This window comes from Clostridium pasteurianum BC1 (assembly GCF_000389635.1).
GTDB lineage: Bacteria > Bacillota > Clostridia > Clostridiales > Clostridiaceae > Clostridium_I > Clostridium_I pasteurianum_A.
On record NC_021182.1, the window covers coordinates 1,187,931 to 1,212,805 of the forward strand.

24 protein-coding genes and 1 riboswitch are annotated in these 24,875 nt (G+C 30.7%); of the genes, 20 read left to right on the forward strand and 4 right to left on the reverse strand.

The window, feature by feature from the left end; translation table 11 throughout:
* The first annotated feature begins 394 nt into the window (after positions 1–394).
* From CLOPA_RS05500 to CLOPA_RS05575, 16 genes are all read left to right on the forward strand, one after another.
* Positions 395–1,138 (forward strand): hypothetical protein, encoded by a 744-nt coding sequence (locus CLOPA_RS05500; RefSeq protein WP_015614475.1) that lies wholly within the window; start codon positions 395–397, stop codon positions 1,136–1,138.
* 206 nt (positions 1,139–1,344) lie between these two features.
* Positions 1,345–1,710 (forward strand): VOC family protein, encoded by a 366-nt coding sequence (locus CLOPA_RS05505; protein ID WP_015614476.1) that lies wholly within the window; start codon positions 1,345–1,347, stop codon positions 1,708–1,710.
* A gap of 1,185 nt (positions 1,711–2,895) precedes the next feature.
* Positions 2,896–3,942 (forward strand): aldolase catalytic domain-containing protein, encoded by a 1,047-nt coding sequence (locus tag CLOPA_RS05510; protein WP_015614477.1) that lies wholly within the window; start codon positions 2,896–2,898, stop codon positions 3,940–3,942.
* Between the two features lie 78 nt (positions 3,943–4,020).
* Positions 4,021–4,662, forward strand: a complete 642-nt coding sequence (locus tag CLOPA_RS05515) for an HAD family hydrolase (RefSeq protein ID WP_015614478.1) — start codon at positions 4,021–4,023, stop codon at positions 4,660–4,662.
* Between the two features lie 494 nt (positions 4,663–5,156).
* Positions 5,157–5,363: a DUF1657 domain-containing protein gene (locus CLOPA_RS05520; RefSeq protein ID WP_015614479.1), complete on the forward strand. Its 207-nt coding sequence runs from the start codon at positions 5,157–5,159 to the stop codon at positions 5,361–5,363.
* 87 nt (positions 5,364–5,450) lie between these two features.
* Positions 5,451–6,311, forward strand: coding sequence for a DUF421 domain-containing protein (locus CLOPA_RS05525; RefSeq protein WP_015614480.1), 861 nt, complete (start codon positions 5,451–5,453; stop codon positions 6,309–6,311).
* Between the two features lie 12 nt (positions 6,312–6,323).
* Positions 6,324–6,803, forward strand: a complete 480-nt coding sequence (gene spoVAC, locus CLOPA_RS05530; protein ID WP_015614481.1) for a stage V sporulation protein AC — start codon at positions 6,324–6,326, stop codon at positions 6,801–6,803.
* Positions 6,804–7,805 (forward strand): stage V sporulation protein AD, encoded by a 1,002-nt coding sequence (spoVAD, locus tag CLOPA_RS05535; protein WP_015614482.1) that lies wholly within the window; start codon positions 6,804–6,806, stop codon positions 7,803–7,805.
* A gap of 55 nt (positions 7,806–7,860) precedes the next feature.
* A complete protein-coding gene (spoVAE, locus tag CLOPA_RS05540) occupies positions 7,861–8,214 on the forward strand; it encodes a stage V sporulation protein AE (RefSeq protein ID WP_015614483.1) in 354 nt (117 codons plus the stop codon).
* Between the two features lie 97 nt (positions 8,215–8,311).
* A complete protein-coding gene (locus CLOPA_RS05545; RefSeq protein WP_015614484.1) occupies positions 8,312–8,518 on the forward strand; it encodes a DUF1657 domain-containing protein in 207 nt (68 codons plus the stop codon).
* A gap of 421 nt (positions 8,519–8,939) precedes the next feature.
* Positions 8,940–9,314 carry a L,D-transpeptidase gene (locus CLOPA_RS05550; protein ID WP_015614485.1) on the forward strand — a complete coding sequence of 125 codons (375 nt, stop codon included), beginning with the start codon at positions 8,940–8,942 and terminating at the stop codon, positions 9,312–9,314.
* Between the two features lie 333 nt (positions 9,315–9,647).
* On the forward strand, positions 9,648–10,544 hold the full coding sequence (locus tag CLOPA_RS05555) for a DMT family transporter (RefSeq protein ID WP_015614486.1): 897 nt from the start codon (positions 9,648–9,650) through the stop codon (positions 10,542–10,544).
* A 141-nt stretch (positions 10,545–10,685) separates the two neighbouring features.
* A complete protein-coding gene (locus tag CLOPA_RS05560; RefSeq protein ID WP_015614487.1) occupies positions 10,686–11,114 on the forward strand; it encodes an Rrf2 family transcriptional regulator in 429 nt (142 codons plus the stop codon).
* An 80-nt stretch (positions 11,115–11,194) separates the two neighbouring features.
* On the forward strand, positions 11,195–12,184 hold the full coding sequence (locus CLOPA_RS05565; RefSeq protein WP_015614488.1) for an NADH:flavin oxidoreductase: 990 nt from the start codon (positions 11,195–11,197) through the stop codon (positions 12,182–12,184).
* 69 nt (positions 12,185–12,253) lie between these two features.
* The gene (locus CLOPA_RS05570; RefSeq protein WP_015614489.1) at positions 12,254–12,835 is read left to right on the forward strand and encodes a nitroreductase family protein; all 582 of its coding nucleotides are present in this window, start codon (positions 12,254–12,256) and stop codon (positions 12,833–12,835) included.
* Between the two features lie 458 nt (positions 12,836–13,293).
* The gene (locus tag CLOPA_RS05575) at positions 13,294–16,071 is read left to right on the forward strand and encodes a cation-translocating P-type ATPase (RefSeq protein WP_015614490.1); all 2,778 of its coding nucleotides are present in this window, start codon (positions 13,294–13,296) and stop codon (positions 16,069–16,071) included.
* Positions 16,072–16,225: 154 nt separating this feature from the next.
* On the opposite strand, the gene CLOPA_RS05580 is transcribed toward CLOPA_RS05575, so the two are convergent.
* A complete protein-coding gene (locus CLOPA_RS05580) occupies positions 16,226–16,768 on the reverse strand; it encodes a DUF5110 domain-containing protein (protein WP_278246034.1) in 543 nt (180 codons plus the stop codon).
* Between the two features lie 12 nt (positions 16,769–16,780).
* On the opposite strand from CLOPA_RS05580, the gene CLOPA_RS05585 reads away from it, so the two are divergent.
* Positions 16,781–17,152, forward strand: a complete 372-nt coding sequence (locus CLOPA_RS05585) for a glycoside hydrolase family 66 protein (protein ID WP_041710816.1) — start codon at positions 16,781–16,783, stop codon at positions 17,150–17,152.
* 204 nt (positions 17,153–17,356) lie between these two features.
* Here the strand turns inward: CLOPA_RS05585 and CLOPA_RS05590 are convergent, their stop codons facing one another.
* On the reverse strand, positions 17,357–17,542 hold the full coding sequence (locus CLOPA_RS05590) for a hypothetical protein (protein WP_015614491.1): 186 nt from the start codon (positions 17,540–17,542) through the stop codon (positions 17,357–17,359).
* Positions 17,543–18,020: 478 nt separating this feature from the next.
* Between CLOPA_RS05590 and map the strand changes: the two genes are divergently transcribed.
* Positions 18,021–18,770: a type I methionyl aminopeptidase gene (map, locus tag CLOPA_RS05595; protein WP_015614492.1), complete on the forward strand. Its 750-nt coding sequence runs from the start codon at positions 18,021–18,023 to the stop codon at positions 18,768–18,770.
* An 81-nt stretch (positions 18,771–18,851) separates the two neighbouring features.
* Here the strand turns inward: map and CLOPA_RS05600 are convergent, their stop codons facing one another.
* Complete coding sequence (locus CLOPA_RS05600; protein ID WP_015614493.1) at positions 18,852–20,033, reverse strand: cation diffusion facilitator family transporter; 1,182 nt, start codon at positions 20,031–20,033, stop codon at positions 18,852–18,854.
* Between the two features lie 278 nt (positions 20,034–20,311).
* On the opposite strand from CLOPA_RS05600, the gene CLOPA_RS05605 reads away from it, so the two are divergent.
* A complete protein-coding gene (locus CLOPA_RS05605) occupies positions 20,312–21,613 on the forward strand; it encodes a M18 family aminopeptidase (RefSeq protein WP_015614494.1) in 1,302 nt (433 codons plus the stop codon).
* A gap of 336 nt (positions 21,614–21,949) precedes the next feature.
* On the opposite strand, the gene CLOPA_RS05610 is transcribed toward CLOPA_RS05605, so the two are convergent.
* Positions 21,950–22,909, reverse strand: a complete 960-nt coding sequence (locus CLOPA_RS05610) for an MORN repeat protein (RefSeq protein ID WP_015614495.1) — start codon at positions 22,907–22,909, stop codon at positions 21,950–21,952.
* Between the two features lie 385 nt (positions 22,910–23,294).
* Positions 23,295–23,481, forward strand: a riboswitch (Lysine riboswitch).
* A gap of 130 nt (positions 23,482–23,611) precedes the next feature.
* On the opposite strand from CLOPA_RS05610, the gene CLOPA_RS05615 reads away from it, so the two are divergent.
* On the forward strand, positions 23,612–24,811 hold the full coding sequence (locus CLOPA_RS05615) for an aspartate kinase (protein WP_015614496.1): 1,200 nt from the start codon (positions 23,612–23,614) through the stop codon (positions 24,809–24,811).
* The last annotated feature ends 64 nt before the right edge of the window (positions 24,812–24,875 follow it).

The window sequence follows — 24,875 nt, forward strand, 5'->3', positions numbered from 1 at the left end:
ATTTGTTTTTATGTTATAGAAATTAAATATGTATAAAAATATCGTGGAATCCATATTTGGATACTACGATATTTTTTTCTTTAAGGGAGACAGTATTCAGCAAATCACTAACGTGACCAAACTCTCTATTAAAGTAATTTGAATAAAACTCCTAATGATTATAATTACAATACATTATGTAGACATATTTGCATTAATTTGTAATTACTAGTTGATAGTTAATAAGCTGTATTATAATATTAATGTATAAGTTAAGAGGCTAGTGTGCTTTATTGATGGAAATAAGTATTCTTTTATAACTGATACTGTTTTTTTTAAAGCATCACAGAGCTAAAAAATAAAGTACAATATAAAAGATAAATAATATACTTTAAGCTGAGGGGGCATTAGATTTATGTTAAAAGGTGTCCAGTTGGAAGAGCTGAAAATGGAACATTATAATGATTCTAGAACATCATATAATTTTCAGAGAGCATCATTCTTTAAATACATTGAAAAATCAGATTGCAGAGAAATACTTATGACAAATAATTTGCTGCAGGTTTTAACTGGCATAGTATATCACAATGGTATTGAAAATATGCCAATAACTTTATATTTCCAAGAGGAAATGAATTTTACAGAGTTTGTAAATATACCAACAATTAGATTGTTTCCAAGTATTTTCAAAAACATCAGGACTTTTATATTTAATAAAAAAATAGTTGGCATATGGGCAAGCACATTACTGGAAGAAGCGAAATTAGCATATGAACAATTATATAGGGAAGATAAAATAGATAATAGTATTAAAGCTATATTTAGAATTAATACTATATTGCCTACTTTAAATCGGAAACCATCAACTGCGTTTGAGATAATATCAGATGAACGTTTGGATAAAATAGAGGATTTTATAAATGATAAACTTGTTATGTATTTATTGTGGGAATGTGATAGAAATAATGGGTGCTTTGGAGTACCATTGTCGGGCTGGAAGTTAGAAGAGATAGAAAGGTCTTTAGATTTTTTAAAATTAAAGAAGTTCTTTAATAGAGTGTTTGTAATTGGTTGTGGAGAAATATGGCGTTCAACACATTTAATTGTTAAGGATCCTAAAACTGAGGATATTAATAGACTTTCTATTGTTTTGGACTAGCAAAATACTATTTTTACTATGAAGCATATTTTATTGTTAAAAAAGTTATAAGTTGATTTAAGACAGTGTAAAATAACTAGTCAGTATACCATCTTATTTTGCATCATAACACCTTAACAGAATATTTACTAGAAACTGTTAATTGCTTCTTTGTATGCTTCAAAATATATGTTCTATCTTTAAGTTATGGAAAGGAAAATAAAGAAATGAATTTGGAAATGAGATTAAATTCACTATATATCTGTGTAAAAGATATGAAAAGGGCAATAGATTTTTATGAAAAGATTTTGGACAAGCAAATTTATATAAAGGATGAAGTTTTCAGTATATTTCAGCTGGAGAATTTTAGATTTTGCTTATTTAATAATGAAAAAGCAGAAGAAAAAGTAACTTGGGGGGATAACTGTCTGCCCAGCTTTCAGGTAAATGATATGGATATGCTAATTAAAAAAATAGAAGAATTAGAAGCTGAAATAGTTTTTCCACTAACTCAAATTAATGATAATTTGGTTTTAGAATTTAAAGACAGTGAAGGAAATGATATTGAAGTATATTCAAAAGTGACAAATTAATTATAATTTTTTCTCAATCTTTGTATTGACTGTTTAAATGGTAGATTAAAAAATAGTTTATTTTAAAAATTTTAATAGAAACAATTGACAAATACAAACGTTTACATTATAATAAAATCAAGAAGAAGATACAGAACTTCTTCTAAACAACCCTAACTCATTAAAAGCTTACAAAATAGTTTTTAGGTTAATAAAATTTAGATGTAAGTTTGTAGGATGGTAGTAAATTAAGCAAACAACAAATAGTGTATTATAGAAAATATAGTAGCTGACTAGATACACTGGAGGCTAGGTTTTATTTGAACAGAAAATTTAGTAACTTTTATCTTAAAATTATGTTCATAAGTTTTAAAAAATTATAAATGTAGATTTTAAGAAATGTTAATTGTGGATTCAATAATAGACGTTCAATAAAATCTCGGAGAAAATTTTTAAGATTGAATTTGAAAATGCAGCAATCAGCATAAAATAACTAAAAAAGGGTGATAAATATTCAAATAACAGAGGATAGTTTAAATGAGTTAAGTGTTGTTTAACTGCCAATTAGTTTATATATTATATATAGCTAATTGGCAGTTCTATTTTTTGTAAATAGAATTTTATCCGATGACTACCCACTCTAATACTCCCACCTTCTTCAAAGTGGGAGTAAAGAGTGGCTACGTCCCTGGATAACGACTTCTAACCATCAAATGGAATAAAAACTCCACCTGATGCCAAGAATTCTGTTTATCCGATGACTAGAAAATCTAGCACTCCAATCTTTCTTTAAATTGAAAGTAAAGTTCAATATTTCTTTAGATAGCAATTTCAATTAAGTCATAAATATCTCTAAGCATCATAGATACCAAGAATTACGTTTATAATGCAATATTATTAGATTATCAAAAAATATATAAAAAATTTACTGAATATTTAAAAAAATATATTGTATTTTCATATATGATATAATATAATAAACATACAACTTGATTAACGGTCAAGGTTGTATGTTGGATTTTGTATATTAAAATAAGAAATATACTTATGATAAATATCTATTTCAGCTTTTAGACAAAAATTAAATGAGATAAATAGTTTATAGATTATTTGTTCAATTTAATGATGATAGAGACAAAAAAATGGGATTATCAATAAATTATAGATTTAAAGGGTATTAAAATAATTAGATAAGAGGTGATTTTAATGAAAAATGTAAATATATTGGATTGTACACTGAGGGATGGAGGATATATAAATAATTGGTCCTTCTCCGATGATACTGCTTCAAACCTTATTGATTCTTTAATAGAATCTAAAGTTGAATTCATAGAGCTTGGATATATAAGCAAAAAAAGTGATAGATGTGGAGATAGTACTATGTTTAATAGCATAGAATGTATTGAAAACATACTAACTAATAATAATGCTAAATATCTTGTTATGATGAATTTAGGAGATTTTGATGTAGATAATATGGACTATAACGATAATATCTTTGGTATAAGGCTTGCTTTTCGTAAGGAAGAGTGGAGAGAAGCTTTTCAGCAGGCCGAAAAAATAATAGAAAAGGGCTTTAAAGTTTTTATTCAGCCTATGGTGACTTTATCTTATACTGAAGAGGAACTGTTAGAAGTTATAAATGAATTCAATAAATTAGATATATATGCTTTCTATATAGTAGATAGTTTTGGATCCATGCATGATAAGGATATTTTAAGATTAGCTTCCTTAGTTGATAATAATTTAAAAGCTAGTGTTAGATTAGGCTTACATGCACACAATAATCTTCAACTTGCCTTTTCAAATGCCATAACTTTACTGCAGTCAGTTAGTGACAGACAATTAATAATTGATTCATCAGTTTTAGGAATGGGAAGGGGAGCAGGAAACTTAAATACAGAGTTATTTGTAGATTATTTAGTAAGAAATTTTGATAAAGATTATAAAATACAACCTTTATTAGATATAATAGATAATTCTTTAAATAAGATTCATAGAGAAAATTACTGGGGATATTCACCTGCTCACTATATATCTGCAATTTATAATTGTCATCCAAATTATTCAACTTACTTAGCTGGCAAATCAAATCTTACGGCAAAGGATACAGAAAATATAATTAAAAATATAGTTGATGAAAAGAAAAATAAATTTGATAAAACTTATATAGAAGATTTATATACCCAGTATATTTCAAAAAAGTGTATGGATTATGATTGTGAATTGTTAACTAGAGCGGCTCAGATATAAAAAAATTTAAAAGATAACTCTATGGTAAAATAGTATTTACTGAAGATTATATAATATTTTAATAAGGGGATGACTAATATGGTTGACTTTAATAAATATGATGTAATTATATTTGATTTCGATGGTGTCATAGTAGATTCTATGAAAGTAAGAGATAATGGATTTAGGGCTATTTTCTCTGACTTTAATACAGATGACGTAGAAAAACTGGTTAAATATAATCGAAAGAATGGTGGACTATCAAGATTTCATAAAATTAAATACTTTTATGAAGAAATATTAAAATCGAATATAGAGGATAGTTTAATAAAGAAATATGCAGAAGAATTTACAGAAATAATGAAGAGTGAGTTAATTAAGTTAGACTATCTTATTAAAGATACTGTAGAATTTATTAAGAAAAATAAAGACATAAAAAAATTATATATTGCCTCTGGTTCTGAGAATGAAGAATTAAATTATTTATGCAGGGAATTAGGTATAGACCATTGCTTTTCTGCAATTTATGGTTCACCTAGACATAAAAATGATATAGTAAAAAGTATTATAGAAGATAATAAATATGATAATTCAAAGGTAATATTAATAGGAGATTCAATAAATGACTATGAAGCTGCTAAGGTAAATGGCATAGAATTTGCTGGTTATAATAATATTTCATTAAAAGATCTTACCAACAATTATGTAGATAAGTTTTCAATGCTGATGAAGTGTAGTTAGTACTTGGCTAATTGTATCAGCACACATAGTAGACTTAAGTTTAAAATTAAATATAAATACAGATTCTTAGAGCCTGTCTCGCAATGTATATCTATACATTGCGAGACAGGTTTTTTTAAATATTCTACTATTAAAAATAATCATTGAAATCTGATTTTTAATAAACGAATAAGGCTGCTCTCAAATTTAATTAATATTTATTACTTTTGAGACAACTTTTATTTTTTGATGAAATTAGCTAGTAATTATTTGTTATTCATAAGTTTCTTTCCATCTATTAAATTCTTTTTACAAGATTACTACTAGCACTTCTATATAATTCGTTTTAGTTTATTATAATGTCAATTTCCGAATTGTAGGTTATTAGTATACTTTAACTATTAGTATAAAAATAAATTACAGATCATGTAAAAAATAACAAAATAAAAATAGTAATACTTTTTTGGATTTTTGATAATAATAATTTTAGCATGATATTCAGGGAGTTGATAATAATGACAGTAGGAGCTAGAGTAAAGCAAACATTGGCTGATTTAAAGGGAATTGAAAGTACACTTAGAACTTATTCTGTGCAGAGTAAAAATAAAGAGGAAGTCATAGCTTATAAAGAAGCTCTTAAAATTACAGAAGCAGTTACTAAGAATGTGGAACATAGATTAAAAAAGATAGAATTTGAAGAACCTCAATACAAAGGCAATTAAGGTATCTTAAAAAATATCAAGTTTAACAGTTAAAATTGACTGATTATTTATATAAAGATACAAGGTACCTGGGAAGGAAAAAAGGCTATGCAAAATTGGATTATAGTACTTTTAAGATCCGTAATTTTATTTTTCTTAACTTTAGTGATAGTTAGAATTATTGGTAAGGTAAATTTATTAAAGATAACACCTTTTAGATTTGTAAGTTATATTGTAATCGCTATTATTACAGCATTAATTTCATTAGGTATAGTACCCAATACTATTTTTGCACTTATGATATTAGCAGTTTGGATTGCATTTTCTGTAGCGCTGGATTATTTAGCAATAAAAAGTAATTGGATACATGATTTTATAAATGGCAGAGAGACCATATTAATAAAAGATGGAAAAGTTATGGAAGAAAACCTGATGGAAGTGAGATATACAGGTGAAGAACTATTAAGAGAATTGAGATCAAAGAATGCCTTTAATCTGGCAGATGTGGAGTTCGCTGTAATGGAATCCACTGGAGAAATAAATGTACTATTAAAGTCGGATAAGAAACCTGTTACTGCTCATGACTTACAAAGAGAGGTCGCACCTTTGTCTGAGCCGGAAACAGTAATATTAGATGGAAATATTCTGGACGAAGCTTTAAAAAATAGAGGTTTGAATCGAGAATGGCTGGAAGTTCAATTATCAAATTTTGGTGTATCACTTGACAATGTATTTATTGGTCAGGTGGATTCTTCAGGGGATTTGTTTATAGATGTATTTGATGATTCTATGCATATCACTCAGCCTCAGGTTAAACAGCTACTTTACTCAAGTATGGCAAAGGTTCAGGCTGATTTATTTACCTTTTCCTTGGAGACAAAAGATTTAAGGGTTAGAAAAATGTATTCATATAATGCTGATAGGATAAAAAAAATTATGGATAAATTAGAACCATATTTATTACGTTAGAAGGTGACAGTTATGTCTAATATGAAAAAGAAAAAACTCACTCCTGTAGAACAGGAATATCAGGATTTTGCTTCTGATAGAGAACCTAAGCGGCCAGTCATAAAAAATTGTATCAGGGCTTTTTTAGTGGGAGGTATCATATGCACTATAGGTCAAGGGTTACAGTGGTTTTTCATAACATATTTTAATTTTACAGAAAAGACAGCAGGAAATCCTACAGCTGCTATTTTAATAATAACTTCTGCACTGTTTACCGGTCTTGGAATTTATGATCATATTGCCCAGTGGGCTGGAGCAGGTACAGCCGTGCCTATTACTGGATTTGCAAATACCATTGCTTCCGCTGCTATTGAGCATAGAACGGAGGGCTACGTATTAGGTGTAGGCGGTAATATGTTCAAACTCTCTGGATCGGTAATTGCCTTTGGGGTTTTCTCTGCTTTTGTTGTTGCTATTGTAAAAATACTTATCATGTGGTTAGGTGGGATGTAAATGCTTAAGGGACATCAAACATGGATTTTTGATTCTAAACCAGTGATACTATCTTCTGCTGCCGTAGGAGGACCATTTGAAGCCCAGGGTGCATTAGCTGATGATTTCGATATTCTCCATGAGGATGTATGGTTGGGACAGGACAGTTGTGAAAAAGCAGAAAAAAAATTATTGGAAGAGGCCTGTGAAACAGCCATAAGAAAAGGAAATATGAAAAAAGACGATGTTCAATTTTTTATAAGTGGAGATTTAATGAATCAACTTATATCCAGCAGCTTTACTGCACGTACACTGGGAATGCCTTTCCTAGGTATCTTTGGAGCTTGTTCAAGTTCCATGGAAGGTCTTGCACTGGCTTCACTGCTGATTGACAGTAAGTCAGCAAAATATATTGTAACAGGTGCTTCCAGTCACAATATTACCGTTGAAAAGCAATTCAGATATCCTACAGAATACGGGGCACAAAAACCTCCAACTGCTCAATGGACTGTAACAGGTGCTGGAGCATGTCTGGTAGGTGAAGCAGGTGAGGGACCGAGAGTAACCTGTGCTACTATTGGAAGAGTAGTAGATATGGGCATATCAGATCCCTATAATATGGGAGTGGCCATGGCACCAGCAGCGGTAGATACCATAGAAGCACATTTCAGGGATTTAAATATAGATCCGTCCCATTATGATTTAATTGCGACAGGAGATTTGGGAAGAGTTGGTCATAGAATTGCTGGTGACTTATTAGAAAAGCATGGATTGAAAATTCCACGAGACATACTTACAGATTGTGGTCTATTGATCTATAAAAAAGATCAGCCTGTAATAGCTGGAGGCAGTGGTTGTGCTTGTTCAGCTATTGTTACCTATGGCCATTTACTTAAACAGATGAAAAAGGGAGAATTAAAGAGAATACTGATTGTTGCAACGGGGGCGCTATTATCACCATTGTCCTATCAGCAAAAGGAAAGTATTCCATGTATTGCACATGCAGTATCTATAGAAATGTAAAGAAGTATACATTTCTATGGCTTTTGAGATACTTAAAGTGAGGTGTTAATTAAAATTGGGAATTTTTATTTGGGCTTTTATTATAGGCGGACTTATATGCGTTATAGGTCAAATAATGATGGATGTTTTTAAACTTACACCTGCCCATACAATGACTGCATTTGTAGTAGTAGGAGCAATATTAGGCGGCTTCGGTTTGTATGACCCTATAGTAAAGTTTGCAGGAGCAGGTGCCTCAATACCGATATGCAGCTTTGGCAATGCATTAGTTAAAGGTGCTTTAATGGAAAATAAACAATATGGTATTATCGGAGTGCTCACTGGCATATTTGAAATCACAAGCGCTGGCATTTCCTCAGCTATAATATTTGGCTTTATAGCTTCATTAATATTTAAGACTAAAGGTTAATATGGGGTAGATAAATATTTTTAAGCTTATTGTATTTAGAAGATTACAGTATATAAAGATTTTCTTAAGCTTATTTTATTGAAGGGAGGTGAGAATTATGACAGTAGGAACACAGATGCAGCAGGCTATAGCCGGCGTTCAATCAGCAGCAGCTACAATGAAGACTTTTGCATTACAAACAGAAAATGAAGCTGCAAAAAAAGATTTTCAACAGTTAGCTAAAACCTTTGAGGATTCATTACAAATTTTGAATGGAAGATTAAAACATATTCAAGAAGAAGAACCTCAGTATACACAACAGTAAATATAGAAATTTTAATCTTTAATTCGGTAAGCTGATCCTATTAGTACTGATGCATTTATAACTCTAATTGCTGATAGTAGTAAATAGGGAATTTGCTTGCCGAATTTAAATTTATCCCTAATGCAATTTATTACAAAGATACTAGGCATGTGAAAATAAATAGTAAGTCAAAGATGCGACGAATATTTTGAAGCCTACAAGGAAACAGGTTCCGAAGATAGTGAGCTATCTGAGGGTTCTGTTGACGCAGTAAGATTTAAAATAGGCTAGCTGGAGATATAGATACATTGTCAAAAATTTTAGATTTTAAACTGAAATTAAACGGAAGAATTTAAAATTTACAAAAATTAGAATAAATCTCACTTTCTGATAGCTGTATTAATATAATAGTTCTATATAGCAAGTTTGGGGAGATAGTAGAATGGTTTTTTATCCGGTTCGGTATAGTGAAGGATACTATAGGGCAACATATAGCATTACAATAAACAGAAATGCAAGAAGTTTGACTTTATATAAAGATAATAAATTTTATAAACTTTATCCTGTAGCCGTAGGGAAAGGAGCTACTCCTACACCAGCAGGCACCTTTAAAATAATAAACAAGCAAATAAACCCAGGTGGACCTTATGGAGCTAGATGGCTTGGCCTTAGTGCAAGAGGGGTTGGAATTCATGGTACAAACAGGCCCGGTTCCATAGGTGGACCTGTTTCTCATGGATGTATAAGAATGTACAATAAGGATGTAATTGAACTTAGTAGTTTGGTTCCTGTGGGAACCGTGGTTAAGATCATCTAAGGAAAATCAAATTTCAATTAGTAATAGTGAGAAAGTACGAATTAATAAATGGAAAAATTTACACCCAGGGGTGTAAATTTTTCCATTTCAGTCCGCAATATTTAAAAATTACAAATTTAAATATTAAGATACAAAGCCTAAAATAAAAGTAATATTGCTGCATAGTGTTACTTTTTTTATGTATTTTTATAGGCATTTTTCTATATGTTATAAATTCTGTGATAAAATAATAGTAATAATAACGCTATTCTTTGAAGTAAAGGCTAAATTAAAATTTTAATGAAAGGTGGCTAATCTTAGTGAGAAACATATAATTTCTCACTAAAACATAAAATGAAAAATAAAAAAATGGCTTATTTATATCTTATTATAACCTTTTGTGCTTGGGGTAGTTTATATGTGGTTGGTAAATTTGTAATGGGAAAAGTCCCTGTGCTTATGATTTCTTCTGTACGATATATAATTGCGGGAATAATTTTATTTTTTATAATGAAGCATACGAAGACTAAAAAAATTGAAAAGCAGGACTATAAATATGTTTTTTTAATAGGATTTATAGGGTATTTTATAGCTACTGTAGCGCAATTAATAGGTGTAAAGTTCTCTAATGCCTCTCTTGCTTCGTTGGTTAATTCAGTGAATCCAATTACGATCATGTTGTTTGCAGCAATTATACTTAAAGAAAAATTAACTTTGAAAAAAATAATTTGTATTATTTTAGCTATTGTTGGTGTACATACTATCATTGGTGGATCAAATGAAAGTGGACAAGTAATTGGAATTTTGATTTCTCTATTTGCAGTGATATCTTGGTCACTGATATCTGTCATAGTTAGAAGAGTTACTCAAAAGTATGATCCTATTCAGATTACTACCTATGGTATTATTATAGCAGCTGTTAGTACCTTACCATTTTCTATTGGGGAATTTATAATAACTCCTAATATTCACCTCGATTGGACCGTTGTTCTATCACTGATTTATATAGGGGTTGTCTGTACAGCTCTTGCCCATTTTCTATGGAATAAAAGCTTATCCATGATAGAAGCGGGTGATTGTTCTCTATTTTATCCTGTGCAGCCAATGATGTCAGTTTTCCTTGGATGGATGTTTTTGGGAGAAAATATTAATGTGAATTTTGTTATTGGTGCAATTCTAATCATTGGTGGCGTAGTGTTTAGTGTTATTGGAAAAAAAGAAGAAATAGTAAAGAGTGAAACTAAGGAGTAAAATGTAACGATTTATACTTTGTTCTTGTATTACTATCGAATTTGGTTGAAGTACATAAAGCTAAAGATATAGAAATGTTTAATAAATATATTGACAAATGTTTTTACTGTAACTATAATGATTACAACGGGAGGTGCTAATATGAAAATAAGTAGTAGATTTTCCGTAGCAATCCACATACTATCAATATTATCTATTGCAAAAGATAATGTATGTACTTCAGAATTAATTGCTGGCAGTGTAAACACTAACCCTGTGGTTATTCGAAGAGTTACTGGAATGTTAAAAAAAGCTGGATTAGCTGGCGTACACGCAGGATGTGGTGGGGCATATCTTTTAAAGCCTATAAAAAATATAAGTTTACTTGATGTATATAAGGCTGTAGAAGTAGTTCAACCAGGGGGACTTTTTCAAATCCATGAAGATTGCAACACTGAATGCCCTATAGGAGCTAATATTGAGGATACACTTGAGTGTGTTTTGCTTAAGGCTCAAGGAGCCATGGAGGAGGTACTCCAAAGTTTTACAATGGAGGATATTGTGAAAGATATATTAAAAAAAATTGAATAGAATTTATTCGATTTTTTTACTTAAGTTGTAACCAGATTGATTACAACTAATAAAGTTTATTTAAGGAGAGAAGAATCATTATGAAAACATTATTTGACAAAACTATTATAAATAAAATGGAACTAAAAAACAGACTTATGCGTTCAGCTACATGGGAAAATATGGCGGATCAGAAGGGGCATTTAACAGACAGGCTTATTAAATTATATGAAGATCTTGCAAAAGGCGGGATAGGACTTATCATTACTAGCGCAATATATCTTACAGAAAACTCAAAGTCTTTAAATGGACAACTGGGTCTCTATAGCGATGAATTTATAGGAGAATATAAAGAATTTACTTCTATGATTCATAAATATGGCAGCAAAGTTTTGGCTCAGATGAGCTATGCAAGCCTAAAGGGAGAAATGTTAAAGCCTACTGATGTAACAACTGAGGATATTAAAGCAATAGCAACTGACTTTGGAGATGCAGCAGCCAGAGCTGAAAAGGCAGGATTTGATGGTGTTGAGATTCATGCTGCTCATGGATTTTTTCTAAGCCAGTTTTTAAGCTCTATTCATAACCAGAGAAGAGATAATTATGGTGGGAATCTTGAGAATAATTCTAGAATTATCCTAGAAATATATGATGAAATAAGAAAGAGAACCAGTAAAGATTTTATTATATTCATTAAGGTAAACAGCATTGATGCTAATGATTATGAAAATGCTTTTAAAGTTTGTAAATACACATGTATACAGCTTTCAATCAAAGGAATCGATGGTATAGAAATCAGTGGTGGTAATGATATAACTGAGTACAAGGAATCAATATACAGAGATTATGCAGCTGAAATTGCAGCAGAAATACAAACACCTGTAATTTTAGTAGGTAAAAATAGAACTCCTGACGTGATGAATGAGATACTGAATACAACAGCAATTCAATATTTCTCACTTTCAAGACCACTTATAAGTGAAAGTAATTTAGTAAATCTTTGGGAAGAGGATTCAGATAAAGCACCCAAATGCATATCCTGTGGTAAATGCATGAATGAAAACGGACTTATGTGCATTTTTAATCGTTGAAGTTAAGTAAATAAGCCATAACAAGGGGCATGGTACCTTGTAGAAGAGAATACGAGAAGGAATAAATTTATGACTAAAGAAATTAAAAATCGCAGAAGTATAAGAAAGTATACCGATAAATCAGTGGAGGAAGAGAAAATAATTCAATTAATTGATAGTGCAAGGCTTGCACCATCAGGTATGAATGCACAACCCTGGCACTTTGTTGTGGTAAAATCACAATCTACTAGAGAAAAATTAGTTGAAGCAGCTCACAATCAAAAATGGATGCTTTCAGCTCCAGTATTTATTCTATGTATTGCAGACATAGCTGCTAGAATAGATGGAACTGAAGTTATAACGGTAGATGAAAATAGTCCACAAGTAGAGCTTAAGGGTGTAATTGGTGATACATCAATTGCTGCTGAACATATACAGCTTGAAGCCAATAATTTAGGGCTGGGTACTTGCTGGGTTGGATGGTACGATCAAAAAGACATTAGACCAATTTTAAATATACCTTCTGATAAATACGTAGTTGGCATTGTTACTGTTGGTTATGCAGCTGAAAGTCCAGAACCTCGTCCAAGAAAGAAGATTGAAGAAATACTACATAATGAAAAGTGGCGAACTAGTTTTTTTAAGGTAAATTTATTTACAGTATTTTTTTAAAATAAATTTAATGGGTTATTTTATACATCATAATGTAAATATTATTATTATATATTGACATTTAATAATTTTCCCTTTATAATTTTAACTGTATTTAATTATTATATGAATAATTTAATGAAATTGTTAAAGGGGAGTAACTACCCGTAAGGGAGATAAAGTCAACATCCTGGTTTTTATAACCTGGCTTTATCATGACATTTGTCACTGTAAGACTTTTAACACAACCACACTATTAGTGTTTTGTTGTGTTAAAAGTCTTTTTTATTTGATATCCAGCCAAAAATAATAAGGTTGTGTCATTAAATAAATATAGAGTGATAACAAATTTTTTATTAGAGATTAAGTTGAGGAGGGTATATAATTATTTCATTTAAGAAGAATAATTAATAATAAGTTAAATATGCAAGTAAAATGATAAGTTAAAAATGTGATAAATATTTAATGGAGGGGGAAAAATGGAAATCTTTCAAAAATCAATTGAAGAAATTTTAAATGGATTTCAAGTAGATGTGTCTAGGGGGTTGAATGATGTTCAGGTATTAGAAAATGAAAAAAAATATGGTAAAAATCAATTTTCACCATCTGAAAAAGTATCTATTATAAAAAAAATATTAGAGGCATTAAAAGAGCCAATGATATTTATTCTATTAATTGCTGCATTGATAACCATTGGGATGAATTTGTACAAATATTTTCAGGGACTTCATGCTGAATTCACAGAAAGTATAGGTATATTAATTGCTATAGGGCTTTCTGTAGGTATTAATATCATTATGGAAGGAAGGTCACAAAAAGCTTTTGATACATTAAATAGCATAAATGAGGATATAAAAGTAAAAGTATTGAGGAATGGAGATATCCAATATATACATAAGAAAGATGTAGTAATAGGTGATATTGTAAAAATTGATACTGGCGATAAAGTTCCTGCTGACGGAAGATTAATAGATACTTTGCAGTTAAAAGTTGATGAATCCATGCTCACAGGAGAAAGTGCTCCCGTTGACAAGGATAGTGACATTATTATTAAAGAACCTAAAACCAGTTTGTCTGAACGTAAAAATATGGTTTTTGCAGGTACCTTTGTAACCTACGGACAAGGTACTATAGTTGTTACCTCCATTGGTGATAAAACAGAAATGGGAAATATTGCAGAGGAGCTTAAGAGTACTGAGACAAAATCTACCCCACTGCAGGAAAAATTAGATAAGCTTGCTAAATCCATAAGTTTATTGGGAATAATTGCAGCTGGTTTAATATTTTCCTATGAATTATTTAAAATTTATACAAGTAACAGTTTGTCTTTTGACACTATTCAGAATGCATTTATGACGAGTATAGCTTTGATAGTAGCTGCAGTCCCCGAGGGGCTGCCTACCGTAGTTGCCATAACACTGGCCTTAAATATAATTAAAATGGCAGGAAGCAATGCTCTTGTGAGAAAATTAGTTGCCTGTGAGACTATAGGAAGTATAAATGTGATTTGTTCTGATAAAACGGGAACTCTTACTAAAAATCAAATGACAGTAATAGATATATGGAATAATGGTGATTTATTAAATCCATCAGATTTAAAGAGCAGATTCATGATTGAGAATTTTACAATAAATAGTACTGCAGATATTAATATACAAGAAAATAGCGTAAAATTTATAGGTAATCCCACAGAATGTGCATTGTTAAAAGCTTTTAGTGAAACAGACTGTTCAAGAGAACCGGCACAATGTAGTAATTATTCTTCATCAGGTACTATATGTGAGGCAAAATGCCGTGATTACGTATCTGATGGCAATAATGAAGTAGCTGTAGATTACACTGATATAAGAAATGCCGCTGAGGTTATATATCAGTATCCATTTAGTTCAGAAAAGAAATCAATGACCACAGTTACCAAGGAAGATGGAATATATAATGTATATACAAAGGGTAGTCCGGAAAAGGTCATTTCATTATGCGATAAGATAATAATTAATGATGAAGTACAAGATTTTACAGATGAATTGAAGGAAAAAATAAATAACGAAATTATAAAATTGCAGAAACAAGCAAAGAGAATACTTGGATTTTCCCATAGAAATATTGATGAAGTAAAGGGAGAATGGAACAAAATACAGAATAAACTTGAAGATAGCATGATTTTTGATGGATTTGTTTCCATAGCAGATCCACTAAGAGATGATGTATATGATGCAATAGAAAAATGTAAGAGCTCTGGTATAAATATAAAGATGTTGACGGGAGACAATATTGTAACTGCCACTTCTATAGCAAAGCAATTAAATATGGTTAATGAGGACAGCATAATTGTTGAAGCACAACAAATAGATGAAATGTCTGATGAAGAACTTCTGAAAATATTGGATAAGATAGTAGTAATTGCGAGAAGTAAACCTCTCACTAAAATGAGAATAGTAAATCTACTAAAAAAGACTGGTAATGTAGTAGCTGTTACTGGTGATGGTATTAATGATGCACCAGCCTTAAAGAATGCAGATGTAGGAATTGCAATGGGTATAACTGGTACAGAGGTTTCAAAGGAAGCAAGTGATATTATTCTTCTGGATGATTCCTTCTCAACTATCGTCAAAGCAGTAGAGTGGGGAAGAGGAATATATGAGAACTTCCAGAGATTTATACAGTTTCAATTGACAGTAAATTTAATTGCTGTGGTTACAGTAATTGTCTGTGAAATACTGGGGAAAGAGCTTCCCTTTACTACTATACAATTGTTATGGGTAAATCTGATAATGGACGGTCCTCCAGCATTATCTTTAGGTCTTGAAGCTTTAAGAGAACACCTTATGGAAAAAGAGCCCGTGAAAAGAGATGCTAATATAATAACAGGGCACATGTTATCTCGCATAATAGTAAATGGCATATTCATAATTATTATGATGATGCTCCTAATAAATAATAATATTTTAGGTGGAAATGCTCAGCAGCAAAATGCTATAATATTCACTAGTTTCGTATTATTCCAGCTATTTAATGCCTTCAATTCCAGAGAATTAGAAGATGAAAGCATATTCAAGAATTTGTTGAAAAATAAAGCTATGCTGCTTATGATAGGCCTCACATTTATACTGCAGATAATAATAACTCAATTTGGAGGGGAAATTTTCAGAACTGTACCATTATCTCTTACAATGTGGCTAAAAGTTATAGGATATACTTTTACAGTTGTAATATTCTCAGAATTAATAAGATTTTTCAGAAGAACATTTTCTTTTTAATTACTTTCTAAAAAGGAGCTGTCTCACAATACATATATTGTGAGACAGCTCCTTAGCTTATTCTACTATTAAAATTTGATTTTTTGTAGTTGAATGATGCTGTTCTCAAATTTAATGGATATTTATTTTCTTTTAAGACAGCTTCAAAATTATTTTACTGATGAATTTTCACATTGTGGTTTTCATCAACTGGAATATGAACATACAGTGTTTTACTGTTTGTGTCATAGAAATAAGAACGATTTGTATTGTTCATGGCATCCATTGATTGAACGCTTGTATATTTTTCATTAGCTGCTTCAACTTTAGATGGATTATTAACATTATTTAATTTCAATGTATATTGTTGCAGGCTTGAATTGTAGTTTTGTTTTACTTTATCTTGAGAGAACTCAATTTCATTTCCTGCTTGTTTTACATCAAAATTTGTAACATTATATTTTCCGTTATTGTGGTCAAGTGTTTTGCCATCATCTTCATAAAAACTGTAGTTTGCTTTGTTATCTAAATAGGTATTAAGTATCAAGTTTGTTAATGGTTTTTCTCCTGTGTACTGTTGTACATCACGAGTTGGGATGATAGAGTCTTTTTTAATAAATATAGGCATATAGTCTAATGGAGCATCAACTGTAATTGTTTGTCCACCTTTGTACTCTTTATTATCCCAGAAATTCACCCATGTTTGCCCATGTGGCAAGTATACTTTGTATTGAAAGATTCATCATTAAAGGATATTGCTACAAGTACAACTAGCGAGGCAAATAAAGTATGGACATTTACTAAAAAAGATTCAAATTATGAAATTATTCATCTGATAAACCTACGAGGAGAATCAAATAATTCTTGGAGAGACACTAATGCAGATTATCCAATACCTACTGCATTATCTAATTTTACTGTGAAATATTACTATACAAATCCAGTAGGGAGTGTATCTTTTGTTTCACCTGACTACAATAATGGAAAAACTTATAATGTACAATTTACAAAAGGAACTGATGCTAATGGAAATTACATTACATTTACAGTTCCCACTTTACAATACTGGGATATGATTTATATTAGACAGGTAAATAAATAATTAGTTAGTATAGCATCTAAGCAAGTGGGAGTGAAAACTTCCATTAAGTAAGATTCATTGATCCTTACAAGGTTTTTAGTTTTAGGCAGAGATTGCCCTGCTTAAAATTTTTAAGTACAACTTATAAAAAGTTATATCATCAATGATTATTTGAATCATTGATGATATAAAAAAATTGCTAAAAAAATCAAATAATTTTTTTAATTATTGTCTGTCATCCTTATGTCTATTATATCCTCTCTGAGTTTGACCATTTACATTATATTTATCCATTGCAAATTGCTTTACTTCTTTAACTTGCTGAGACATAGCCGTTTCTGCATTCTCATTATGATCTTCTACACTTTTTATATTAGCCTTTGAGCTATTCAATGAGTTGAAATTTGCCATTTTATAAGGTCTCCCTTCCACATAACTATAGTCAGATGCTATTATAATATTATACTGATGCTAAAAATAAAAAACTTTTAAAATTAAAATATTATCATATTTATTTTATACAATATAACAATCATTATACGGATTGATATGTGATTATATTGTGGTATAATTAGGAATAATGACTAAATAAATTTTTGGAATTATTGGTTTTTGTAATTGTATAATTTATTTAATAAAATAGTATACCAACAATTTTCTTTATTAATATAATGGAAGTAACAAATGAATAAATTGATTTAAAATCAAATAATTAGTATAATAAGAAAAAAGTTAAGGTATTTAAAGAATAGCAAGTCAAAGATACAAAGTGAATTCTGCATTGAAAAGTAGTATGTACATGAAAGTTTTTATCAAAATAATAGTATGCAAAATAAACTTGAACTGGCTGAATATTTCTTTATGAGATTTAAGGATAGAAGGGATAATAGTGATAGAAATAAAAACCAAACAAGAAATTGAATATATGCAGGAAGCAGGCAAAATATTGGCAGCATGCCATAAGGAAATTAGAAAATTGATAAAGCCTGGTATAACTACCATGGAAATAGATAGTTTTGTGGAAAAGTTTTTAAAAGAGCATAATGCTACTCCGGAAGAAAAAGGCTATATGGGATATCCTTATGCTACTTGTGCTTCAGTAAATGATGAAATTTGCCATGGATTTCCAACTAAGAATCATTTAAAAGAAGGAGATATTGTAACTATAGATATGGTGGTAAATTTAAATGGCTGGCTTGCTGATTCTGCCTGGTCTTATGCTGTAGGAAAAATATCAAAGGAAGCAGAAGATCTTATGAAGGTCACAAAAGAGTGCCTTTATAGAGGAATAAAGAAAGCTGCTGTGGGAAATCACATAGGTGATATAGGACATGAAATACAAACTTATGCAGAGTCTCTTGGATATTCTGTAGTAAGAGACTATACAGGACATGGTATAGGACAAAAAATGCATGATGATATATGTGTACCTCACTATGGTAAACCAGGAAGAGGTATAAAGCTTAGAGAGGGAATGGTAATTACTATAGAACCTATGATAAATATAGGCAGCTATGAAACTGTGGAAGATAAAAATGGATGGACAGCACGTACGGTAGACGGAAGTCTTTCAGCCCAATATGAACACACTCTTGCAATAACAAAGGATGGACCAATAATTCTAACAGAGCAGGATTAGTACTTAAAAATAGAAAAAGACGAAGAGAAAATAGGCAACTGCTTTTCCTTCGTCCTTTTTTCTATATTACTAGTTTAAAGTTTAATGAGTATAGTCTTGATCTACAGTTATAATCGTACTATAAAAAGGATTTGCCTCTCTTACAGCCGTATCAATATTATTTTTAAGGATTTCTTTCTCTTCTTCTGATATTTTATTGTCAAAGCTTATAACTACGTCAAATATTAATTTTCTATTTTTACCTTCCCCAACTATTCTGAAATCATGAAGGGATTTTACAATGGGAAAGTTTTTTAATATTTCTATAACAGAATTTTTAGTCTTGATTACCTCAGCAGAATTATTACATATGGGATCCATATGTATAACTATAAACATATCCAGTTCTTCAGAAAGTTCTTTTTCGGCAGTGTCAATTACATCATGAATTTTCATAATTGGCATATTGCAGGGTACTTCAGCATGAAGGGATGCCATGGTTCTTCCTGGACCGTAATTGTGTATTATTAAATCATGTACTCCTGAAATATAATCATAGCTAAGCACACCTTTCCTCAGTTCTTTTACCAATTTAGGATCTGGAGCTTCACCAAGCAATGGATTAAGGGTTTCCTTTATAAAGGAAATTCCAGATATCAATATAAAAATTGCCACCACCATACCTACATAGCCGTCTATAGAAATATGAGTAAAATACGATACCAATAGAGATATTATAACTCCACCTAGTATTGCTACGTCATTTAAGGAATCAGCTCCTGTAGCTTCAAGAGTAGAGGATTCAATTAACTTGCCTAAAGTTTTGTTAAAGTGACTGAGCCACAGCTTTAAGGGTATAGCAACAAGTATGATTATAAAGGTTATTAGATTAAAATTAACAGGCTCTGGATGTAATATTCTCTGTAATGAGCTTTTTATAAACTCAAAGCCTACTATTAATATCAAGAAAGAAACTACCAGTGCTGAAACATATTCCATTCTTCCATGTCCAAAAGGATGCTCTTTATCCGCAGGCTTTCCTGCCAGTTTAAATCCTATAAGAGTTACCAAGGAAGAAGTTACATCTGCCAGATTATGGACTGCATCTGCAATTATGGCAATACTATTAGTAAAAATACCAAGGATGATTTCAATAATAAAGAGCATTAAATTAATTATAATTCCAATAATTCCACTTAAAATTCCATATTTTTCTCTAACATCTTTGTCATTTATATTATCGTAATTTTTTATAAAATGCGATATTATAAATTTTACAGTCATTTTAAACACTCCCTGCATGAGGCATGTTAAAAAAATAGCTCAATAAATATAGTGGTTTATTTCTTTAAACATGCTTAATATTTTAAGTCCTATTATACGATATTTTGATTAAATAGTATAGTAATTATACTATTACTTCAATTCGTAATTTTTTGTTCAAAAGACGAACTAAGAAACAAATGTATGTAATTTATTTTTTAGTATTATGGAAAAATAAAGCCATTTTTTGATATACTTTATATTGTCTAAAAAATATAAACTTGGAGGTTTAATTAAATATGAGTACTGAAATAGAATTAGCTGAAAATCTTATAGATTTTATATATGAAAGTCCTTCTGCTTTTCATGCAGTAACAAGTATTAAAAAAGTCCTTGACAAAAAGGGATTTATTGAACTCAACGAAGGCGATAGATGGGAACTTCAAAAGGGTGGAAAATATTTTGTTGTTAGAAATGATTCAGCTATTATATCCTTTATTGTAGGGAGCGGAATTATAGCTAAAAAAGGTTTTAAAATTATTGGAGCACATACGGATTCACCAAGCTTTAGAATTAAACCCTGTCCTGAAATTACATCAGAAAAAAATTATGTAAAACTAAATACGGAGGTATATGGAGGACCAATCTTGAATACCTGGCTTGATAGACCCCTTTCTTTAGCAGGTAGGGTAACTGTAAAGGGAAAGGATCTACTTTATCCAGAAGCAGCCCTTGTGAATATAAAAAGACCAATTATGATTATTCCCAATTTGGCAATACACATGAATAGAGCAATTAATAAAGGGGTTGAACTAAATAGACAGACAGATGTGCTTCCACTATTAGGACTTATAAATAATACCTTAGAAAAAGATAATCTCTTAGTTAAAACTATAGCTAAGGAATTTAATATAAAGGCAGATGAAATACTTGATTTTGATCTTTTCCTATATGAATATGACAAGGGAAATATAATGGGACTTAATAATGAATTTGTTTCCAGCAGCAGACTAGATGATCTGGAGATGGTTCATGCAGGAGTGATAGCTCTTAGTAATTCTGATGTGATAGAAGCTACTAGTGTTCTAGCCTGTTTTGACAATGAGGAAGTGGGAAGTTCTACAAAACAAGGAGCTGATTCAGAATTACTTTCAAGTACTCTTGAAAGAATTGTCATATCCTTTGGTGGAGATAGAGAAGATTATTTTAGAGCTCTTTATAAAAGCTTCATGATTTCTGCAGATGCCGCTCATGCAGTTCATCCTAACAGGGGAGACAAAAGTGATCCTACTAATAGACCTATTATTAACAAGGGACCAGTTATTAAGATAAGTTCAAATCAGAAATATACTTCGGATAGTAATAGTATTGCTGTATATGAAACAATATGTAAAAAGGCAAATATACCAGTACAAAAATTTGTAAACAGATCAGATGAGCCAGGTGGTAGTACAATAGGGCCTATATCTTCTACTCATGTGGGTATAAGAAGTGTAGATATAGGAACGCCGCTGCTTGCGATGCACTCGGTAAGGGAACTATGTGGCGTTGACGATCATTTCTATGTAGAGAAATCTTTTGAGGAATTTTATAAATTATAAGGATGCTTTTTCTCTGCTGCGCTGCGAAAAAAGCTTTATAACTAAAAATGTAATGATTATAAAAGACTAATTATGTTTTATTTTAAAATTTTTTCGTAGAGAATTGGAGAAAAAATATCCTTCACTTTTGGCTTTAGCCAAATCTATCACTTTCAACAAGCAAAGCGATGTTGAAGCTTTCACCTTTCACGAAGTGAAATCTTTAGTTTTTTGTGGCTGTAAAATTCCATGTTTTTGGAATTTTACAGCCACAAAAGTTTTCACTGGTTAATGAATAAAAACCTTCATGTTAGTTCGCAACCTTCTTAAATTACTAATTAGAGTTTCAGTAAAACTTTAACAGCAGTCACCATTACAGTCTGAATTTCCAGAACAGTTTGCACAAGGAGATTTAGTCTGCAGAGGTATACATTCTACTTTGAAAGTACATTCATCAATAGAATATGCATCTTCGCTGTTGTTGAAACAAACTTTATTATCATTGAAACTTACCCTCATTGGAACTACTTCCATAACTTCATCATTGATAACACTTACTTTTAAACCTGGTTTATAGATTTTCTTTTCTCCAGCCTTTGTAGTAATTTCTATAGTATCTGAGGAAGTTATCAGTGATTTTATATTTCCATCTTCAAAGAAATTTATAGAATTTAAATCTCCATGAATACCCAGTGCATTTGTATCATAAGAGGTTATAGCACCTATTGGAGTTTCTACTCTAGTTGGTTTAAGTGGCTCAAAGGATTTTAGCTTTCCACTATTGTAAAAGGCCAAACCTATACGTGCCATAACTTTACCAATGGGTGAAGTTATTTCTACAGGATTATTAGGCCAAAAAGTAATACTCTTTACAACTCCATCTTCATAGAAATTTACAGCTATAATTTTCTTTTCAAATTTTCCTACAGAAAGATCAAAGGAAATATCCTCTGCTAGCTTATATTCATCTAGTTCTGACCAGTAGGCTGTAATTTGACCATTTAAAGGGAATATACGTTTTATGTTGCCATTTTGGTAAAAAGTAATTAATTCTGCTGGTAAAATTCCTATAGAAGTGTTGATTTTAGCTTGCTTTTCTAAATAAACACTTTGTAAATTTCCATTATCATAGAAAGAAAATGATTTAATATGTTTACGTCTTTCGCTGCCATTCTCATATTGTGGAATAAAAGTTCCATAATTTGTCTTTAATTCATTTACTTCAGTTACAACGCAATCTCGTGGATTACCGTTTTTATAGTAGTCCATGGAAGATATACCTTTAATAACACCATACTTGGTATCTAACTTTTCCATAATCTGCTCCCCCTAGTTTATAATAAATATTATTTATTAATAAATTCTAAAAATTAATACTATTTTATACAATAATAATTTTTATGTCAATGTCAATAATATGCTTCCATGTATTATATACAATAATGTTGCCTTAGGATATTTTAAGGCACATTAAAATAAATAGCTAACTAGCATCTTTGACTTACTATTTATTTTCATATGCCTAATCCAATGTTTATATAAAATTTAATTTAACTTTCAACTTTCAATTCTCCTCTGTCAACTGTTTTTACTCAGTCTTTTGATTTAATTATAAATTTTAATTTTATCGGATTTTATAAAACAATATTGAAGTATTTAAGCTTATGTGATATACTTAAATACAATTTAATAGGGTTTGTTAACCTAGGGTAGAGGTGCTGTAGTTAAGAGTATTTATTTGGAGTCGGTAGGCGTTGATAAATTAAAAAAGGAGTTACAGCCGAAGAATATAAGCCGACAGGATTATATTCTGGCCTTACATAAAATATATGGAAGGTTGTCACTGATGAAATGCAATAATATGCATTGAGTGGAGAGCTACAGGGTACACAAAGTTCCGTGATATTATGTAGTAATATAAAGCGGCAAAGGTGTTCCTTTGTCGTTTTTGTATTTTAAAGATTTATAAAATCTTTAAGTACACATATATAGGCTGCAATACCAATAGGAGGAAGCTGTATGTCATTAATTGTACAAAAGTATGGTGGAAGTTCCCTGGCTACCATCGATAAAATAAAGAAAGTGGCAGAAAATATTATTAATAAAAAAGAAGAGGGAAATAATGTGGTAGTAGTGGTTTCTGCTATGGGAGATACTACAGACGGCCTCATAAATTTAGCAAAGAAAATTTCAGATGAACCGGATAAAAGAGAATTAGATGGACTTTTATCCACAGGGGAAATGGCTTCAGCTTCTTTACTTGCTATGGCTATAAAGGAAATGGGCTGTGATGCCATAAGTTATACCGCTTATCAGATTGGAATGAGAACTATAGGTGATTACGGTAAATGTCTTATAGAAGACTTAGATGACAGGAGAATAAATAGGAGCCTCAGGAAAGATAAAATTGTAGTAATAGCAGGTTTTCAAGGTATTAATTCCATAGGAGATATAACAACTCTTGGAAGAGGAGGAGCAGATACTACCGCGGTTGCTATAGCTGTAAAATTAAATGCAATCTGTGAGATATATACCTATGCAGATGGTATATATAACATTGATCCAAGGGAATATGATGGAGCTAAAAAATTAGAGGAAATTGACTATGAGGAAATGCTTGAACTTACTAGTCTTGGTGCAGAACTTCTCCATTTAAGAGCCATAGAACTTGCACAAAAATATAAAGTGCCTATACATGTAGGACTTAGCTTCGGCAATGTAGAGGGAACGATTATTAGGGAGGTAAATACTATGAACATGGAGAGCAAACCTGTAACTGGCATTGCCACTAGTGATGAGGATGTGGCAGTAACTATTAAGGATATATATAGTGATATAAATATTCTGTCAAATCTTTTTGAAGCCTTGGCCAGCAAAAAAATTAGTATAGATATGATAAGTCAGACTGCTCCTATAGATGGTAAAGTAAATGTATCTTTTACAATACCAAAAGAATCTTTGGGGGAATGTCTTAACATAATTGATGATTTTGCTGAAAGGGAAAATGTATATGTTGATAAGGATATAGATAAATTTTCTGTAGTTGGCATAGGTATGAAAACAAGTTCTGGGGTTGCTGCTAAAATGTTTAAATTGTTTAGTGATAATGGAATAGAGGTAAAGATGATAACTACTTCACAGATAAGAATAACCTGTGCAATAAAGCAAAGTGATAAGCAAAAGGCAGTGGAGTTAGTAATAAAGAATTTCAGGCATTAGCAAATAAGAACATACATTTATGTGTATAAACAAAAATATTTAAAATTTTTATGTATTTTCATTG

Coding starts and splice junctions, on each gene's coding strand:
- CLOPA_RS05590 (WP_015614491.1), bottom strand. CDS start 17,542: ATGGCAAATTTCAACTCATTGAATAGCTCAAAGGCTAATATAAAAAGT.
- CLOPA_RS05605 (WP_015614494.1), top strand. CDS start 20,312: ATGAGTACTGAAATAGAATTAGCTGAAAATCTTATAGATTTTATATAT.
- CLOPA_RS05575 (WP_015614490.1), top strand. CDS start 13,294: ATGGAAATCTTTCAAAAATCAATTGAAGAAATTTTAAATGGATTTCAA.
- CLOPA_RS05500 (WP_015614475.1), top strand. CDS start 395: ATGTTAAAAGGTGTCCAGTTGGAAGAGCTGAAAATGGAACATTATAAT.
- CLOPA_RS05610 (WP_015614495.1), bottom strand. CDS start 22,909: ATGGAAAAGTTAGATACCAAGTATGGTGTTATTAAAGGTATATCTTCC.
- CLOPA_RS05600 (WP_015614493.1), bottom strand. CDS start 20,033: ATGACTGTAAAATTTATAATATCGCATTTTATAAAAAATTACGATAAT.
- CLOPA_RS05555 (WP_015614486.1), top strand. CDS start 9,648: ATGAAAAATAAAAAAATGGCTTATTTATATCTTATTATAACCTTTTGT.
- CLOPA_RS05560 (WP_015614487.1), top strand. CDS start 10,686: ATGAAAATAAGTAGTAGATTTTCCGTAGCAATCCACATACTATCAATA.
- CLOPA_RS05525 (WP_015614480.1), top strand. CDS start 5,451: ATGCAAAATTGGATTATAGTACTTTTAAGATCCGTAATTTTATTTTTC.
- spoVAD (WP_015614482.1), top strand. CDS start 6,804: ATGCTTAAGGGACATCAAACATGGATTTTTGATTCTAAACCAGTGATA.
- CLOPA_RS05545 (WP_015614484.1), top strand. CDS start 8,312: ATGACAGTAGGAACACAGATGCAGCAGGCTATAGCCGGCGTTCAATCA.
- CLOPA_RS05515 (WP_015614478.1), top strand. CDS start 4,021: ATGGTTGACTTTAATAAATATGATGTAATTATATTTGATTTCGATGGT.
- CLOPA_RS05505 (WP_015614476.1), top strand. CDS start 1,345: ATGAATTTGGAAATGAGATTAAATTCACTATATATCTGTGTAAAAGAT.
- CLOPA_RS05510 (WP_015614477.1), top strand. CDS start 2,896: ATGAAAAATGTAAATATATTGGATTGTACACTGAGGGATGGAGGATAT.
- CLOPA_RS05550 (WP_015614485.1), top strand. CDS start 8,940: ATGGTTTTTTATCCGGTTCGGTATAGTGAAGGATACTATAGGGCAACA.
- CLOPA_RS05520 (WP_015614479.1), top strand. CDS start 5,157: ATGACAGTAGGAGCTAGAGTAAAGCAAACATTGGCTGATTTAAAGGGA.
- CLOPA_RS05570 (WP_015614489.1), top strand. CDS start 12,254: ATGACTAAAGAAATTAAAAATCGCAGAAGTATAAGAAAGTATACCGAT.
- CLOPA_RS05565 (WP_015614488.1), top strand. CDS start 11,195: ATGAAAACATTATTTGACAAAACTATTATAAATAAAATGGAACTAAAA.
- spoVAC (WP_015614481.1), top strand. CDS start 6,324: ATGTCTAATATGAAAAAGAAAAAACTCACTCCTGTAGAACAGGAATAT.
- CLOPA_RS05615 (WP_015614496.1), top strand. CDS start 23,612: ATGTCATTAATTGTACAAAAGTATGGTGGAAGTTCCCTGGCTACCATC.